This window comes from Sorangiineae bacterium MSr11367 (assembly GCA_037157805.1).
Lineage (GTDB): Bacteria > Myxococcota_A > Polyangia > Polyangiales > Polyangiaceae > Pendulispora > Pendulispora rubella.
In genome coordinates, this window is record CP089983.1 from 10,036,821 (window position 1) to 10,052,921 (window position 16,101).

Below are 16,101 nucleotides of genomic sequence, written 5' to 3' on the forward strand. Positions count from 1 at the left end.
GAAGATTCCCTTACTCGAGAATCTTCGTCACGATGCCGGCGCCGACCGTACGGCCGCCTTCGCGGATCGCGAAGCGCATCTGCTCTTCGAGACCCACCGCCGTGATCAGGCTGATCGTCATCGTGATGTTGTCGCCCGGCATGACCATCTTGGTGCCTTCCGGCAACTCGCAGGTCCCCGTCACGTCCGTCGTGCGCATGTAGAACTGCGGACGGTAGTTCGTGAAGAACGGCGTGTGGCGGCCGCCCTCTTCCTTCTTCAGGACGTACACTTCGCCCACGAACTTCTTGTGCGGCGTAACCGAGCCCGGCTTGCAGAGAATCTGGCCGCGCTCGATGTCCGTACGCTCGATGCCGCGCAGGAGGAGGCCGACGTTGTCGCCTGCCTGGCCCTGGTCGAGCAGCTTGCGGAACATCTCGACGCCCGTGACCGTGACCTTGCGCGAATCGGCAAAGCCAACGATCTCGACGTCCTCGCCGACCTTGATCACGCCGCGCTCGATGCGGCCCGTCGCGACGGTGCCGCGGCCTTTGATCGAGAACACGTCCTCGACCGCGAGCAGGAACGGCTTGTCGACGTCACGCTGCGGCTCCGGAATCGCCTCGTCGAGAGCGTTGATCAGGTTCCCGATCGACTCTTCCCACTTCGGCTCGCCGTTGAGCGCCGGGAACGACGCCACCTGGACGACCTTCGCGTTGTCGCCGTCGAACTTGTTCTTCGTCAGAAGCTCGCGGACTTCCATCTCGACCAGGTCGAGCATTTCCGGGTCGTCGACCGCGTCACACTTGTTGAGCGCAACGACGATGTGGTTCAAACCGACCTGACGGGCCAAGAGAACGTGCTCGCGCGTCTGCGGCATGACCGAGTCGAGCGCGCTCACCACGAGGATGGCGCCGTCCATCTGCGCCGCACCCGTGATCATGTTCTTGATGTAGTCGGCGTGGCCGGGGCAGTCGACGTGGGCGTAGTGGCGCTTCTCGCTCTCGTACTCCACGTGCGAAGCCGCGATGGTGACCGTCTTGGTCGCGTCGCGAACCGTGCCGCCCTTGGCGATGTCGGCGTAGCTGATGACCTTGGCCAGGTTCTTCTTGGACTGAACCTTCACGAGTGCTGCCGTCAAGGTCGTCTTCCCGTGGTCGATGTGGCCGATGGTGCCCACATTCACGTGGGGCTTGCTTCGGTTGAATTTCTCTTTCGCCATGACTTTCTCCGAGAAACGATTCGAAACGGGCAACGCTTGAGGCGGCCAAAAGGCGGTGCTGCGGGGGACTACGACGAGAGCCCACCACGGGGCTTGAACCCGTGACCTCTTCCTTACCAAGGAAGTGCTCTACCACTGAGCTAGGTGGGCTTTTTGATGGATCTTTCGACCCATCAACCCTGGTGGTTGCCAGGGTGAGGTCTCTATGTCGGGGATAGGGGATCCGAAATCGAGGGCCTCAAAAGAAAAGAATGAAGAAGAAACGATCGATGAAGAAACCAGTTGGAGCGGGAGACCGGGTTCGAACCGGCGACGTTCAGCTTGGAAGGCTGACGCTCTACCAACTGAGCTACTCCCGCGAAAACCTTGACCTGCTGCGAACTTGAAGCAAACGGGAGTGGAGGGTGATGGATTCGAACCATCGAAGGCATAGCCGGCAGATTTACAGTCTGCTCCCTTTGGCCGCTCGGGCAACCCTCCAGAATTTTTGGACTTCTTACGCGATTAACTTTCTCTTGAGTAGGGGGTGCTTCAAATCCGATTGCGAGAAGGGTCTGGAGAGCTGACGAGGGGAGTTGAACCCCTAACCACCTGTTTACAAAACAGGTGCTCTACCATTGAGCTACGTCAGCACGTTTGAACGACGGGCCGCGCAAAGTAGCTCAGGAGACAAGAATCCGCAAGCAAGACGGACGCCAGGGGACTCTTGCCAAGGTGCGCACCGGTAGCGCGTTGGGCGGGTCGTGTCAAGCACTGCGAAGAGAAGAGACCACGAGGACGAGGAGACGGGGAGATTTTCAGGGGTTCGAGCGCCGACAATTTACGCGACTCGGACCACGAAACTCCCCGCCTCGCTGTGAATTCTTCTGCCGTTTCAGGGCTTGCTCGGAAAGCGCTTCGCGGGCGAGGGCGGCGGCGTGGCGATGCGCGGGGCCTTCGACGGTGCAGGCGTGGGAATGCGCGGCGCCCTGGAGGGCGGCGGCGTGGGAATGCGCGGCGCCTTCGATGGGGAGGGCGTGGGGATGCGCGTGGCCTTGAAGGGCGGCGGTGTGGCGAGGCGCTCCGCCTTCGTCGGGAGGGGCGTCTTGAGGGGACTCTTGCTCGGGAGCGGCGTGGCCAGGCGCTCCGTCGAGGCACGGGCCCGCGGACGTAGGCCCTCGGTGAGCACGTTGAGCATCATGTTGATCTCGGCCGGGTCGTCCCACTGCGCGTTGGGCATCAGGATGGTGCGCGTGACGAGGTATCCACCGACGACGGAGAGCACCATGCGAAGGAGCGCTGCGGGCGGCATCTGGCGAAGCTCGCCCTTCGCCTGAAAGTGCTCCGCGAGCTTGATGAAGCGCGGATAGATGTCGCGCTGGCCCCGCTCGAAGAACCGATCGAAGAGCTCGGGGCGCAAGAGCACCTCTTGCACGATCAGTTTGAGCTTGGCGCGATGGGTCTTCGCGAACTCGAGGCGGTTGAGGAACAACGCGCGCAGGAAGTCCTCGAGACGATCCCATGGGATCGTCATGGTGTCGGCCACGCTCGATAGAACTTGAGGAGCTACGAGCTCGAGCACCGCCGGGCTGACGGTCTCCTCGAAGAGCCTCTCCTTGCTCTTGAATTGCGAGAAGAGGGTCTTCTCGGCAACGCCGGCACGTTGTGCCAGGGCGGCGGTGGTGGTTGCGGCAAAGCCTCGCTCGGCAAACAGCTCGAGCGCGGCCGCAAGTATGCGCTGACGGGTCTCGTTCGTTGCAGTCACGACTCTATCTTGACAGATGGTGGGTTGGTAAGTAAGTACTTGTTGGTAAGTAAGTGCTCACCAAAACCTGGTGGGGCGACGGCTCAGCGTCGCGAACTTGCAGAGAAACCTGCAGAGAAACTTGCAGAGGACGGGGCGATGAAAGAGCGAAGTCGGTTCGCGCCACCGAAACGTGCGGTTGCGGCGGTGCTCGGCGCTATAGCACTTGCGGGGGCGCTCGGGTGGCGCGTGCATGCACAGCAGGCCGACCTTCGAAAACCCTCCGGTGGTTCGGGAACGGTGGAGGGCACGGAGGTCGTCGTAAGCTCGCGCGTGCAAGGGCGCATCCGCGAAGTGCTCGTGCAGGCCGGCGACACCGTGAAGCGATCGCAGGTGATTGCACGGCTCGATTGCATCGACCAAGAGGCTAGCCTTCGCTCCGCGCAGGCGCAACTTCGCGTTGCGGAGTCGAATGTCGATGTCGCCGAGGCGCAATCGCTCGACGCACACGACAACGCATTGGTGGTGGCGTCGAAGACGGCATCGGCGCGGGCCGAAGGAGCGTCGGCCATGGCGGCCGCGGAGCAGGCCGCTCGCGAGGCGGATCGCACGTCGCGTCTGCATCGCGAAGGGGTGGTGGCCGCCGTCGAATGGGAGCGGACGGACACGCAGCGCGAGCAGCTCGATGCGCAGCGAAGGGCTGCGCTCGCCGCGTTGCAAACCACGGTGCTCTCCGCCAAAAGCGCCCGCAGTTCGGCACAGGCTGCAAGGACGCGGGTGGAGGCCGCACGGGCCGCCGTGGAGTCGGCGCGGGCCGAGGTGACGCGCGCCGAGACGAGCGTGGCGGAGTGCACTTTGCTCGCCCCACGCGACGCCGTCGTGACGGATCGGTTCCTCGAGCCGGGCGCGGTGGTGGCGCCAGGCAGCCGGGTGGCAGGGACCATCGACCTGTCGACGGCGAAGGTCGTGTTCTTCTTGCCCAATGCGGAGCTCGCACGTGCACGTATCGGGGTGCGCGCAGTGGCGCGAGTGGATGCCTATCCGGAACGCGTGTTCGAAGGGCGCGTGCAGCGCGTGGCGAGCGAAGCGGAGTTCACGCCCCACAACGTGCAAACGCGCGAGGACCGCGATCGGCTCGTGTACGCCGTGGAGGTGCACATCGACAATGACGACGGATCGCTGCGCGCCGGGATGCCGGCGGAGGTCACGCTGCCGTGACCGTCCCCCACCCCAGCCCTCCCCCTGCGGGGGAGGGAGCCAAGACGTTGCTCGAAGCGCTCAATGTTACAAAGTGTTTCGGCGACACGCGGGCGCTTTCGGGAGCGTCGCTGACGCTGCGCGAGGGTGAGCTTTTGGGGCTCGTCGGGGCCGATGGCGCGGGGAAGACCTCGCTCATTCGCGCGCTCGTGGGCCTGGTGGCCATCGATGGCGGCACGGTGACCGTGGGCGGCGCGACGTGGGACGGGGCCGGGCGCGATGCACGCGAGTCGCTCGGGTACATGCCGCAGCAGTACAGCCTGTATCCCGATTTGTCGGTGGAGGAGAATCTGACGTTCTTCGCGCGGCTGTTCGGCTTGAAGCGCCATGTCTTCGAGGAGCGGCGAGAGCAGCTGCTCACCATGACCTTGCTCGATCGGGCACGGGATCGGCCAGCGGGCAAGCTGTCGGGCGGCATGTACAAGAAGCTGGCGGTGGCGTGTGCGCTGCTGCATCGACCGCGGGCGCTGGTGCTCGACGAGCCGACCAACGGGGTCGATCCCGTGAGCCGGCGCGAGCTGTGGGCGCTGCTCTACGAGTTCGTCGGCCAGGGCATGGGCGTGCTCATCGCCACGCCATACATGGACGAAGCTGCGCGGTGCGGGCGCGTGGTGCTGCTCTCGCACGGGGTGGTGCTTGCCGAGGGGGCGCCAGCAGCCCTGGTGGCCTCGCTCGAGCACGTGCCGGGTGCCCGGCACGATTTCGAAGATTTCTACCTGAGCGTCGTAGACTCCCCCTCCCCGAGCCCTCTGCGTGGAAAGTCGGCCGCCGCAAGCGACGGACCTCCGGCGGGGGGGGAGGGAGCACCAGAGGTGCTTCCATGATGCCCCATGGGACCGGTGCTCCCGCCATTGAGGTTCGTGGGCTCGAGAAGAGGTTCGGCGACTTTCGTGCGGTGCGCGGGGTGTCGTTTCACGTCGAGCAGGGGGAGATCTTTGGGTACCTCGGGGCGAACGGCGCGGGGAAGTCGACGACCATCCGCATCCTGTGCGGGCTGCTCGTGCCGTCGGGCGGAACGGCGATCGTGGCGGGGCACGACGTGGCGACGGACTCGGAGGGCGTGCGGCTCTCCGTGGGGTACATGTCGCAGAAGTTCTCGCTCTATCCCGATTTGACGGCGTTCGAGAACCTGGACTTCTTCGGCGGCGCCTACCGCCTGCCGCCCGCACAGCGCCGAAAACGCGCGCGCGATTTGATGAACGAAGTGGGACTCGATCCGAGCGATGCGACGCTCACCGGCGCGATGCCCGGGGGCACGCGGCAGCGGGTGGCGCTGGCGGCGGCGCTTCTTCACGAGCCGCGCATCGTCTTTTTGGACGAGCCCACGGCGGGCGTCGATCCGGCGGCGCGGCGCACGTTCTGGCGCACGATTCGCCGCATCGCCGAGTCGGGCGTGACCATCTTCGTCACGACGCACTACATGGACGAGGCCGAGTCCTGCCATCGCGTCGGGCTGATGGTGGACGGCGAGCTGGTCGCGCTGGACACGCCGTCGCGCCTCAAAGAGACGTACGTCCCCGGCGTCATCTACGAGATACGCGGCCCGGCATTGCCGCAGGAGCCGCTGCGCGCCCTGCCCGGTGTCACACGGGTCGAGCCCTTCGGCGCAGGGCTTCACGTGGGCGGCGACGCACGGCTGAACGCCGACGCCATTGCGCGAGCACTCGGGTCGGCCGGCGCAGGCGAGGCCACCATCGAACCGATTTCGGCGACCTTGGAGGACGTGTTCCTCGCCGTGGTCACACGAAAGGCGGCGCCGTGAACCTCGCAGCGCTGCGCCGCACGTGGGCCATGGCCCAGAAGGAGTGGATGCACATCGGGCGCGACTCCGCGACCTTGTACTTCGCGCTGGTGATGCCGCTGCTGCTGCTCGTTCTCTTCGGGTACGCGGTCTCGTTCGATCTGGACCACATTCGCACGGTCATCGTGGACCGCGATCACTCGGCGGAGAGCCGGTTGCTCGCGCAACATCTTTTCTCGGGGAAGACCTTCGATCGAACCGCGGACCTCGAGCACGAGGCCGACGTGGAACCGATGTTCCGACGGCGCGAGGCGCAGATGGCCTTGGTCATTCCCAAGGGCTTCAGCGCGAGCTTGGCCCGGGGCGAAGCCGTGCGCGTGCAGGTGCTCGTGGATGCCGCGGACAACGTGGTGGCCGGCACCGCCGTCGGCTACGTATCGCGCTTTGCCGAGAATACGAACCGCGCGCGGAGGCTCGAGGTGCTCGGCGACGAGCCGGCACGCATCGAGGCACGGGTGCGTGCGCTGTACAACCCTGAGCTGCGCTCCACGGTGTTCCTCGTGCCCGGGCTCATTGCCTTCATTCAATCGATGATGGGCGTGCTCCTCACCGCCCTCACCGTCGCGCGCGAATGGGAGCGCGGCAGCATGGAGCAGCTGTTCGCCACGCCGGTCTCGCGGCTGGAGATCGTGGTGGGCAAGCTCCTTCCCTACTTCGGCGTGGGCATGGTCCAGATGCTCCTGGTCCTCACCGTCGGAACGTGGCTCTTCGACGTCCCCATTCGCGGATCGCTGCTGGTGCTCTTCGCCGTCTCGTCCTTGTTTCTTGCCGCGTGCCTGGGCCAGGGGCTTCTCATCAGCGTGGCCACGCGCAATCAAATGGTGGCTACGCAGCTCGCTGCGGTCACCTCCATGCTGCCGGCGGCGCTGCTCAGCGGGTTGATCATCCCCATCGACAACATGCCCCGCGTCCTGCAGATCCTCACGCAGGTGCTGCCCGCGCGGCATTTCGTGAGCGCGCTGCGGGCCATCCTCCTGCGCGATGGTTCGCTCGTGTCGATGCTTCCCGACGCGGGTGCGCTCGCGCTGTTTGCGCTGGCCATGCTGGCCATGTCCACCAAGTCGTTCCGAAAGGTCATCGCATGATCCGTCCGTACACACTGGTGGCCTTGATCAAGAAAGAGTTCATCCAGGTCTTTCGCGACAAGCGGATGCTCGCCGTGCTGCTCGTCGTCCCCGTGCTCCAGGTCACCGTCTTCGGGTACGCCGCCAACCTGGAGCTCACGCGCGTCACGGGGGTCGTGGTCGACGAAAGCCGCTCGCGCGAAAGCACGGAGTTCACCGAGGCGCTCGGGGCGGAGGGCACCTTTCACCTGCGGCACGTGAAGGCTGTCCGCGATGCGGAAGCGGCGCTTCGCGATGGCGAAGCGTCGATGGCGCTGGTCATTCCGCGAGAATTTTCACGCAAGCTGGGCACGGGGGAGAGCGCGCGGGTGCAGGCGCTGGTCGACGGATCGGATCCTTCGCAGGCGCAGTCGGCCATGAATGCGCTGGAGCAATTCGTCGCGATGCAGGCCGCACCGTCCATGCGCCCAGCCCCCGTCATGGTGCTGGAGCCGCGGTTCTTCTTCAATCCGGGCCTCAAGAGCCGGCTTTTCATGGTGCCCGGCACGGCGGCGGCGGTTCTCGTGATTGTGACGTCCATCGTCACGGCGATGGGGCTGACGCGCGAGCGCGAGGTGGGAACGATGGAGCAGCTCTTGGTGACGCCCATGTCGAGCGTGACGCTCATGGTGGGGAAAACCATTCCGTATGCCATGTTCGGCTTGGTGGACGAGATGCTCATTCTGCTCGCGGGCAATCTCTTGTTCGATGTGCCCCTTCGCGGCGTGGGCCTGATCTTTCTGGCGACTACCGTGTACCTGGTGGCCACGTTGGGCATCGGTCTGTTCATTGCGACGATCGCCCGCACGCAACAGCAGGCGCTCATGGGCGGCTTCTTTTTCCTGCTGCCGGCGATATTGCTGTCCGGGTTTCTGACGTCGGTCGATGCCATGCCGGGTTGGATCAAGCCCATCACCTGGATCAACCCCGTCAAATACTTCGTCGACATCTGCCGCTCCGTTCTCTTGCGCCGCGCGTCGTTGGGCGATGTGCTCGGAGCACTGACATCGCTCGCGATCCTCGGCGTGGGGTTGCTCGCGGGGGCGTCATGGCGATTTCGAAAGCAAATCGGCTAACGAGCCTGCAAGAACCAAGGCTTTCCGTCGCGAGGGCGCGCGTGCTAAGCACGCGGCTGGACATGGCGGAAAAGGCCTATACCCAGCTGGTGCATCGACGGGAAGGCGGACGGCTGCGGCGGTTCTTGGTCCTGCGGCCCTTCGGTCCTGCCCTCGAGTTCGACGACATGGATCATCCGCCGGAGCTGCCCGCGTACGACGCCGCGCGCGATCTGGCGCCGCGCACGCCACAGTTCGTGGAGCACACGCTCACGGCGAACGAACGCGGCAAGGGAGGACGGCCGGGGCTGCCCGTGGTGACGGGCGCGCTGGCGGTGGATTGCGATCTCTCGGGCGCGTGCTGTTCGCAGTACCCCGTGATTCCCGCCACGCCGGAGGAGAGCCGGCGCGCCGTGGATGCCTTGAAGCGGTTCGAGCCGGGTAAGCCTCCGATGAAGCCCGAGGACGGATTTGCACCGTCGACGCTCGGCCGGCGCGACCTTTTGACGCCCATTCTCGAGGGCGATGGGTGCACATTTCTGACGGGCGAAGGGTGCCGCATTCACAAGCTGGCCGGCGCCGCGGCAAAGCCTTGGACGTGCCGGCAGTATCCGCTGCAGGTCGTTCACTGCGGGAATCAGTTCGAAGTGAGCATCCTTCCGCAATGCGCCTGCGCCGCGCGCACGGTGCACCGTTCCGAGGATGCCGACGAGTGGCCGACCAATCCGCTGCAAGGGCTCACCACCGTTCCGCAGGTCCCGCCGCAGGTCCGCGTGGACGATGCCCGGAGCCTGCCGCGCGCGGGCTATCTGGAATGGGCACGCGCCTTGGCGGACGTGTTGACCGTGCCGGGCATGGATCCGGTGCGCATTCTGGAAAGCGCAACGACGAGCCTTCGCGTTCCAGGCGGAACACTGACCGACGCCTGGCTGCGAACCTTGCAAACGCGCATGACGTCGGAGGCCGCGCGCCTGGAGACTTATTTGGATCCCGCGGGGCCGCAGCCCAAAGGCGCACGTTGGGCCGCGAAGCTCGCCGAGGGCCTCTTGCGCAAGCCGCACCCGAAGCCGGTGCCCTCGGCGAACGACGGACTGGTGTTCGCGCTGGCCTTCCGCGCGCACCTGCTGCTCGAGCTTCCGTCGCTCGCGGCCACCCTGTGCGATCTGACCCGCATCGCGCGCCTGGCCAGCCTCGCGAGGGCCATGACCCCCGCGGACAAGGTGGACGCTCGATTGGAGTCGACGACATTGCTTCTCTATTTGTGGGCCACGACACGCTGGCCGGTGGCCTCGGAGAAGACGTAGCGCTACGCCTCCAAGTAGTGTTGCGCTTCCTGGATGAGGCTCCGCAGCGCGACGGGATCCTGGAGGACGGGATCGTCGACCTCGAGGACGCCCAGTTGCATCAGGGCCTGGATGATGTCCGTCGGGGCGGCTTCGCTGACCTCGACGACCTCTGGCTCCTTGGTCACGAGCTTTTCGAGGAGGAAGCCGGTGAGGCGCTCCACGGACGGGTAGTTCCACGCGAGGGTTCCGGGAAGCGTGAGGGCGGTGCGCTTTTCGAGGCGGTTGCGTAGCTCCAGGGAGAGCATCGAATCGAGACCCATGCTTCCGAGCCGCGCCGTTCGGGAGATCTTGGACGCGGGCATTTTGAGCACGGCGGAGAGTTCCTCGAGAAGGAGGGTTTCGGCGAGCTTTTTGCGCTCGTCGGGGGCGAGTTCGGCGAGCTTCGGGAGAGCCGGCTCTCGCGGCGCGGCTTCGGTGGGTGCGCTGGAGTCGGCTCGGAGGGTTCGCAGGAGTGGCGATGCGGCCGCGTCGGGGTAGGCACGGCTCCACACGGGCCAGTCGACGTCCATGATGACGGTCTGCGCCGGGTTGCGGGCGAGGAGCGCGCCGAAGAGATCCAAGCCGGTGGCCGGGCTGAAGCTGCGCATGCCTTGCGACTCGCCGTCGAAGTGAAGATCGCGGGTGGCCATGCCGGCTTCGGCCCAGAAGCCCCAGTTGAAGGACTGCGCGGGCTCGCCCCGGGTGCGCCGGAACGCGGCGAGTCCGTCGAGGAAGGCGTTGGCGGCGGCGTAGCTTCCCAAGAGCGGGGAGTTGAGCACCGCGGAGGCGGACGAGAAGAGGGCGAAGAACTCGAGGGTGTCGCCGGGGAAGGCGCGATGCAGGTTCCAGGCGCCGTGCACTTTGGATTGGAACGCCTCCTCGAGGGCGTCTTCGCGCAACGCGGTCAAGAGCTCGGGGCGGATGACGCCCGCCAGGTGCGCGATGCCCGCGATGGGCGGACGCGCTTCCTGGGCGTACCCGTCGAGGAACGCGTTCAACGCCGCCGCATCGCCAATGTCCAGCGCGGGCGTGGCAACGTGGGCACCGAGGCGCTCGAGGTGCAGGATGCCGTCGACCTTCGCGCGAAGGTCCGCGGGGTGGCCTTCGTGCAACCAGGTTCGACGGGGCGGGAGCGGCGTGCGCCCGAGCAGGATCAGGTGGCGTGCACCGTGGGCGACCATCCAGGCCGCGAGGCGCAGGCCGAGGGCTCCGAGTCCGCCCGTCACGAGGTAGGCGCGATCGGGGCGGAAGGACGCAGGGGTGTGGCCCGGGGTGCTGTCGCGGAGCAAACGTGCGACGTGGCGACGCCCGTCCCGATAGAGGATGCGATCCTCGCCGGGAGCCTTTGCAAGAAGCTCCGCGACGAGCCGCTCCGCCTGGAGCTCGAGCGCATCCTCCGGATCGAGATCGACGATGCCGCCCCACAGCGCAGGGTGCTCCTGCGCGATGGCGCGCGTGAGGCCCCATATCGGGGTTTGCGCAGGGGAAGCGCCCCACGCGCCGCGCGTCACGAGCCAGAGTCGCGGTGCCGTCGGCAGGTGGTCGAGGGTCTTCAGAAGCTGCGCGACGCTTCGGCACCCGGAGGTCGACGGTTCGCTCAGATCGATGTTCCCGAGGTGGACGATGCCGGAGACGGATTCGGTCCACGCGCGGTCGTCGTCCGGCTGGCGGATGCGAACGACATGGCCCGCGGCCAGGAGGCGATCGGCCACGGCGTCCGCGAGGCCGCCGGGATCGCCCGCGATCAACCAGCGTTGCCGCTTCGTCGCGGGGTCGCGCGGAGGCGCTGGCGCCTCTTCCCAGCTGACGCGGTAGAGCAGCTCGCTCGAAGGACGCGGCGCGGAGGTGGCGTGCTCCAGCAAGTGGAAGCAGATGTGCTCGACGCGGGCGAGAAGACGTCCGGTGTCGTCGATGACGTCGATGTCGGCGTAGAGATCGCCGGCGTCGTCGGCGATGGGGCCGCGCCCGAGAAAGCGCACATGGCTCTGGACGGCGCGGCCTGCGTCGTGGAAGACGCGGATGCGCTCGGCGCGGGTGGGCATGAACGCGCTCTCGCGCCCCTCGGCGTTGGCGGTGCGGAGGGCAATGGGGGTGGCCATCACCTGCAAGCAGGCGTCGAAGACGACGGGGTGGATGCGCGCGCCCTGGGTGCTCAGCGCGTCGTCGAGAACGATGCGGCCGACGACACCGTCGCCCCGCGCGTGCAGACTCTGCACGGCGCGAAAGCGGGGACCGTAGCCGTTGCCTGCGCGCTCGAGGTTCCCGTAGAACGTCGCCACGTCGACGGGTTCGCCCGTGGCGATGAAGGGGGCGTCGTCGCCCTCGGAGGAGGAAGCGCTGCGATGCAGTTCGCCGGTGACGTGGCGCGTCCATGCATCGGTGGCCGGATCGTAGCTCGAAAGCGCGAAGCGGTGGCCGGCGCCTTCGGCCTCCATGCAGAGCTGCAAGGTCTTCGCGTCGGCCTCGAGGAACAGCGCCTTCTCGAAGACGATGCGCGCGATTTCGACGGGGGCGCCGGCGTGAAGCTCTCGCGCGGCCTCAAGGACGCATTCGATGTAGCCCGTGCCTGGGAAGACGGCCACGCCACCCACGCCATGATCCGCGAGGTACGGGAACCGCTCGAGGCCCACGTCGGCCTCCCAAATGAGGCGCTCGCGCGGAAAGGTGGAACGGACGAAGCGATCCAGCAGCGCATGGCCCCGCGTCCCCGTCGCCGCCTGCTCGCGCGGCGGGTCGAACCAATAGCGTTCACGCTGGAAGGGGTACCCCGGCAGATCGAGCGGTGTGCCAGTGTGCGGATACTGCGCGGACCAATCCACGGTTCCGCCGGCGGCAAAGAGTGTCCCCAGGGACGTCAGCAGCGCGCGCAGCTCGTCCTCGTCGCGCTTGAGCGAGCCAAGGATGAGCGAACTCTCCGCGCGCCCTCTCTCGGCGATCGTCTTGGCGATCGAGTACGTGAGCACGGGGTGCGGGCTGATCTCCAGAAAGACGTTGAAGCCGCCCTGTTCGAGGGCGGTGATGCCCTGGTGGAAGAGAACGGGTTCGCGAAGGTTCCGCGCCCAGTACGCCGCGGTGAAGCGCGCGTCGTCGACGAGGGTGCCATCCACGGTGGAGTGAAACGGCACCGAGGGGGCGCGAGGACGCGTCTCGCGCAGGGCCTGCTCGAGCTCGTCCTTGATCGCGTCCATCTGCGGGCTATGGGATGCGTAGTCGACATTGACGGGGCGGAAGAAGATGTCGCGCGCACGCAACGCCTCGCCGATGGTCTCCAAGGCCTCGACGTCGCCGGAGAGCAGGCAGGACGTGGGGCCGTTGCACGCCGCAAGGCTCACCGTGGCCGTGTGCGGCGCGAGGACGGTGCGCACCTCCTCGGGCGAAAGCTCGACGATGGCCATGCCCCCGCGCCCGCTGGTCTTCTGAGCGATGCGGCTGCGCAGGCAGATGATGCGCGCGGCGTCGCGCGCATCGAGCGCCCCGGCGACATAGGCCGCAGCGACCTCGCCCATGCTGTGGCCGATGACCACGTCCGGGTGCACGCCCCAGGAGCGCCAAAGCACGGCCAGGGCCACCTGAATGGCGAAAATCGCGGGCTGAATGACGTCGACCTGGTGGAGGCGCGAGGTGGTCTCGTCGGCCTGCAGCTGCTCGAGGAGGGACCAATCGGTGAATTCGCCCAGCAGAGGCTCCCATCGATGGATGGCCTTGCGAAAGACGGGTTCCGTCTCCAGGAGCTGCCGCCCCATGCCAACCCACTGCGATCCCTGCCCCGGGAAGACGAAGGCGATGCGCGGACGTCCCTCGAGCGAGGCCGAGGCACGGAGCGGCAAAAGCTCCGCCATCTCCGTGACCGACGACGCCACCAAGGCGGCACGGTGGGGCAAATGGCTTCGCCCGCGCGCGAGCGTACGGCCCAAGGCTTCGACATCGACGTCGGGGTGAGCCTCGATGTGGCGGCCCACGTCGGAAAGCCGTTGCTCGAGCGCCGCCTCGGTGTGGGCGGAGAGCGGCAGGAGGCGCGGACGCGGCGAAGGCGGCACCGGCGTCACCCCGTGCTGGAACAAGTGCGCCGCCGTCTCGAGCAAGCGGGTGCGGCTCTCGCGCTCGTGCTCCAGGCTCGCCCCCACGAAGCCATCATGGAGCTGCGCCTCGATGGCTTTGGCCAGGGTTGGGTGGGGGCCCACCTCGAGGAAGATGCGGTGCCCGTCGCGGATCAGGGCCTTGATCGCCTCGCCGAAGCGAACCGGATCGCACATGTTGCGGCCCCAATATGCGGCGTCCAGCGGACCGTCGATCGGGCAGCCCGTCACCGTCGAGACCATCGAAATACGCGGAGCGATGGGGGCGATGCCTTCGAGGGCGCGGTGCAGTTCGTCGCGCAGCGGATGCATCTGCGGGCCGTGGTACGCCACGTTCACGCGCACGGTTTTCACGGACACGCCGCGCTTCGTGGCCTCCGCCACGAAGTCGCGAAGACCAGCCAGCTCGCCGCTCACGACGGTTTGCGCGGGCGCGTTGTGTGCGGCCACGGCCAGGCGCCCGGGCGCGCTCGCGTCGATGAGCTCCTGCGCCGCCCCGACATGCGCCTCCACGAGCACCATGCCGCCTTGATCGGCGCATCGCTGCTGCAATCGGCTGCGATGCACCACCACGCGGGCCGCCTCGTCGAGGTCCAGCGCGCCCGCGGCCCATGCCGCCGCAATCTCGCCGACACTATGCCCGACCACCGCCGCGGGTTCGATTCCCCAGCCCCGCCACATGGCGACCAGGCCGACTTGCACGGCCCATAGCAGCGGCTGCACCAAGTCCACCTGCTGCACGTCGAAGCGCCCGCTCTCCAAGGCTCGCGCCACACCTTCGCAACCGTGGGCGTGCAAGGCTTCGTCGCATCGTTGCACGGCCGCGCGAAACACGGCGTCGCGCTGCATCAGGTCGCGCGCCATGCCCGGCCATTGCGAGCCATTGCCCGTGAACACGAAGACCGGCCGGGTCCCCTCCCCTTTCGCGGCGCAGACCGGACTCGGGTCGGTGCGGAACGACTCCAACACCACATGCGCATTGGTACCGCCAAAGCCGAAGGAGCTGACGCCTGCGAGAAGCGGCCTATCTGCGTTATCCGGTTCCGGCGACCAGGCTGTCAGCGCGGTCTGCACCGCGAGGTTCAGCGCGTCGAAGGCGATGTTCGGGTTGGGCGTCTCGAAGTGCAGCGACGGTGGCAGCCGGCGGTGCTTCAACGCCTGCACGGTCTTGATGAGGCCTGCCATGCCGGCCGCCGCCTCGAGGTGACCGAGGTTCGTTTTGGCGGACCCGATGCGCAGCGGCTGCCTGCGATCCGGATGACGCCCGAGCACCTCGCCCAAGGCGCCCGCCTCGATGGGATCGCCGAGCATGGTCCCCGTTCCGTGCGCCTCGACGTAGTGCACGTCCCCAGGGCTGACGCCGGCCCGCGCGTACGCGAGGCGCAGCATTTCCGCCTGCGCGGCGGGGCTCGGGGAAGTGAGGCCATTGGAGAAGCCGTCATTGTTCACCGCCGAGCCGCGGATGACCGCGTGAACGACGTCGCCGTCGGCGAGCGCGCGCTGCAAGGGTTTGAGCAGCACCACGCCGGCGCCTTCGCCGCGGACGTAGCCATTGGCGCGCGCATCGAAGGCCTTGCAGCGGCCATCGGGGGCCATGCCACCGAACTTGGACATGGCGAGCGTGCTGTCCGGGCCGAAGATCAGATTGACGCCCCCCGCGAGCGCCAGCTCGGACTCGCCCGCGAGCAAACTCTGACACGCAAGGTGCACCGCCACGAGCGACGACGAGCAGGCCGTGTTGAGGCTCATGCTGGGGCCGCGCAGTCCGAAGACGTACGAGATGCGCGCGGCGATGATGCTATCGTCCTGCCCCGTCGCGGTGAACGGCTCGATGGCGCGAGGGCCGCCGCGCCCAAGGCGCGCGTAGTCGTTCCACATCGACCCGACGAAGACTCCGACCGCGCGATCGCGAAGTGCCTCTTTGGCGATGCCCGCGCCCTCGAACGCGTCCCAGGCCAGCTCGAGGAGGATGCGCTGCTGCGGATCCATCTCGACGGCCTCCCGCGGCGAGATGCCGAAGAGGTACGGATCGAACGTGTCGCTGCGCTCAAGGAAGCCGCCCCACTTGGTCACGGCCTTGCCGCGTACCGACGGATCGCGATCGTAGAACGCCTCGGCGTCGAACCGATCCGCGGGCACGGGCCCCACGACATCGCGCCCCTGCACCAGGAGGTCCCAATAGGCCTGGGGCGTCTCCGCGCCGCCCGGGAAACGGCAGGCCATCGCGATGATGGCCACCGAAAGATTGGCTCCCTCCCCAACCCCTCGCTGCAGGGTGGGAGGAGAATACGGGGCGGGGCTTCGTGGTTCGGTGAGGTGCGTCGAGAGCTCGGCGATGGTGGGGTGATCCCATAGGAGCGTGAGTGCCAGCGGCCGGCCCACCTGCGCGGAGAGCTCGCCCACGAGCTGCGTGGCGCGGGCCGAGTCGAGGCCGAGATCACGCAGGCGCGCGTGCACGGAAACGGCGGCGGTGGAGAGACCAAGTTGCTCGCCAATCCAGGCGGCGATCCAGGCCTGAAGGGCATCGCGGGAGAGTACGGAAGCGGACATGGTGGACGTT

At 67.1% G+C, this 16,101-nt stretch carries 9 protein-coding genes and 4 tRNA genes; 6 read left to right on the forward strand and 7 right to left on the reverse strand.

Going from position 1 to position 16,101, the window contains the following annotated elements; genetic code table 11:
* Positions 1 to 10 precede the first annotated feature (10 nt).
* From tuf to LVJ94_38705, 6 genes are all read right to left on the reverse strand, one after another.
* Positions 11 to 1,201: an elongation factor Tu gene (gene tuf, locus LVJ94_38680; GenBank protein WXB02825.1), complete on the reverse strand. Its 1,191-nt coding sequence runs from the start codon at positions 1,199 to 1,201 to the stop codon at positions 11 to 13.
* A 78-nt stretch (positions 1,202 to 1,279) separates the two neighbouring features.
* A tRNA-Thr gene (locus LVJ94_38685) sits at positions 1,280 to 1,351 on the reverse strand.
* A gap of 133 nt (positions 1,352 to 1,484) precedes the next feature.
* A tRNA-Gly gene (locus LVJ94_38690) sits at positions 1,485 to 1,560 on the reverse strand.
* Between the two features lie 39 nt (positions 1,561 to 1,599).
* Positions 1,600 to 1,681, reverse strand: a tRNA-Tyr gene (locus tag LVJ94_38695).
* Between the two features lie 80 nt (positions 1,682 to 1,761).
* A tRNA-Thr gene (locus LVJ94_38700) sits at positions 1,762 to 1,833 on the reverse strand.
* A gap of 242 nt (positions 1,834 to 2,075) precedes the next feature.
* Positions 2,076 to 2,945 carry a TetR family transcriptional regulator gene (locus LVJ94_38705; GenBank protein ID WXB02826.1) on the reverse strand — a complete coding sequence of 290 codons (870 nt, stop codon included), beginning with the start codon at positions 2,943 to 2,945 and terminating at the stop codon, positions 2,076 to 2,078.
* A gap of 138 nt (positions 2,946 to 3,083) precedes the next feature.
* Between LVJ94_38705 and LVJ94_38710 the strand changes: the two genes are divergently transcribed.
* Genes LVJ94_38710 through LVJ94_38735 form a run of 6 tightly spaced genes read left to right on the forward strand, consistent with a single transcriptional unit; the run spans position 3,084 to position 9,444 of the window.
* The gene (locus tag LVJ94_38710; GenBank protein WXB02827.1) at positions 3,084 to 4,142 is read left to right on the forward strand and encodes an efflux RND transporter periplasmic adaptor subunit; all 1,059 of its coding nucleotides are present in this window, start codon (positions 3,084 to 3,086) and stop codon (positions 4,140 to 4,142) included.
* The gene (locus LVJ94_38715) at positions 4,139 to 5,005 is read left to right on the forward strand and encodes an ABC transporter ATP-binding protein (GenBank protein WXB02828.1); all 867 of its coding nucleotides are present in this window, start codon (positions 4,139 to 4,141) and stop codon (positions 5,003 to 5,005) included. The genes LVJ94_38710 and LVJ94_38715 overlap by 4 nt, the downstream gene beginning before the upstream one ends.
* The gene (locus tag LVJ94_38720; GenBank protein ID WXB02829.1) at positions 5,002 to 5,943 is read left to right on the forward strand and encodes an ABC transporter ATP-binding protein; all 942 of its coding nucleotides are present in this window, start codon (positions 5,002 to 5,004) and stop codon (positions 5,941 to 5,943) included. The genes LVJ94_38715 and LVJ94_38720 overlap by 4 nt, the downstream gene beginning before the upstream one ends.
* Complete coding sequence (locus LVJ94_38725) at positions 5,940 to 7,067, forward strand: ABC transporter permease (GenBank protein ID WXB02830.1); 1,128 nt, start codon at positions 5,940 to 5,942, stop codon at positions 7,065 to 7,067. Before LVJ94_38720 ends, LVJ94_38725 begins: the two co-directional genes overlap by 4 nt.
* On the forward strand, positions 7,064 to 8,161 hold the full coding sequence (locus tag LVJ94_38730) for an ABC transporter permease (protein WXB02831.1): 1,098 nt from the start codon (positions 7,064 to 7,066) through the stop codon (positions 8,159 to 8,161). Before LVJ94_38725 ends, LVJ94_38730 begins: the two co-directional genes overlap by 4 nt.
* A gap of 41 nt (positions 8,162 to 8,202) precedes the next feature.
* Entirely contained in the window at positions 8,203 to 9,444 is a 1,242-nt protein-coding gene (locus LVJ94_38735) for a hypothetical protein (GenBank protein WXB02832.1), read from the forward strand.
* A 2-nt stretch (positions 9,445 to 9,446) separates the two neighbouring features.
* Here LVJ94_38735 and LVJ94_38740 read toward each other — a convergent pair whose 3' ends face one another.
* Positions 9,447 to 16,091 carry an acyltransferase domain-containing protein gene (locus tag LVJ94_38740; GenBank protein ID WXB02833.1) on the reverse strand — a complete coding sequence of 2,215 codons (6,645 nt, stop codon included), beginning with the start codon at positions 16,089 to 16,091 and terminating at the stop codon, positions 9,447 to 9,449.
* Positions 16,092 to 16,101 lie beyond the last annotated feature (10 nt).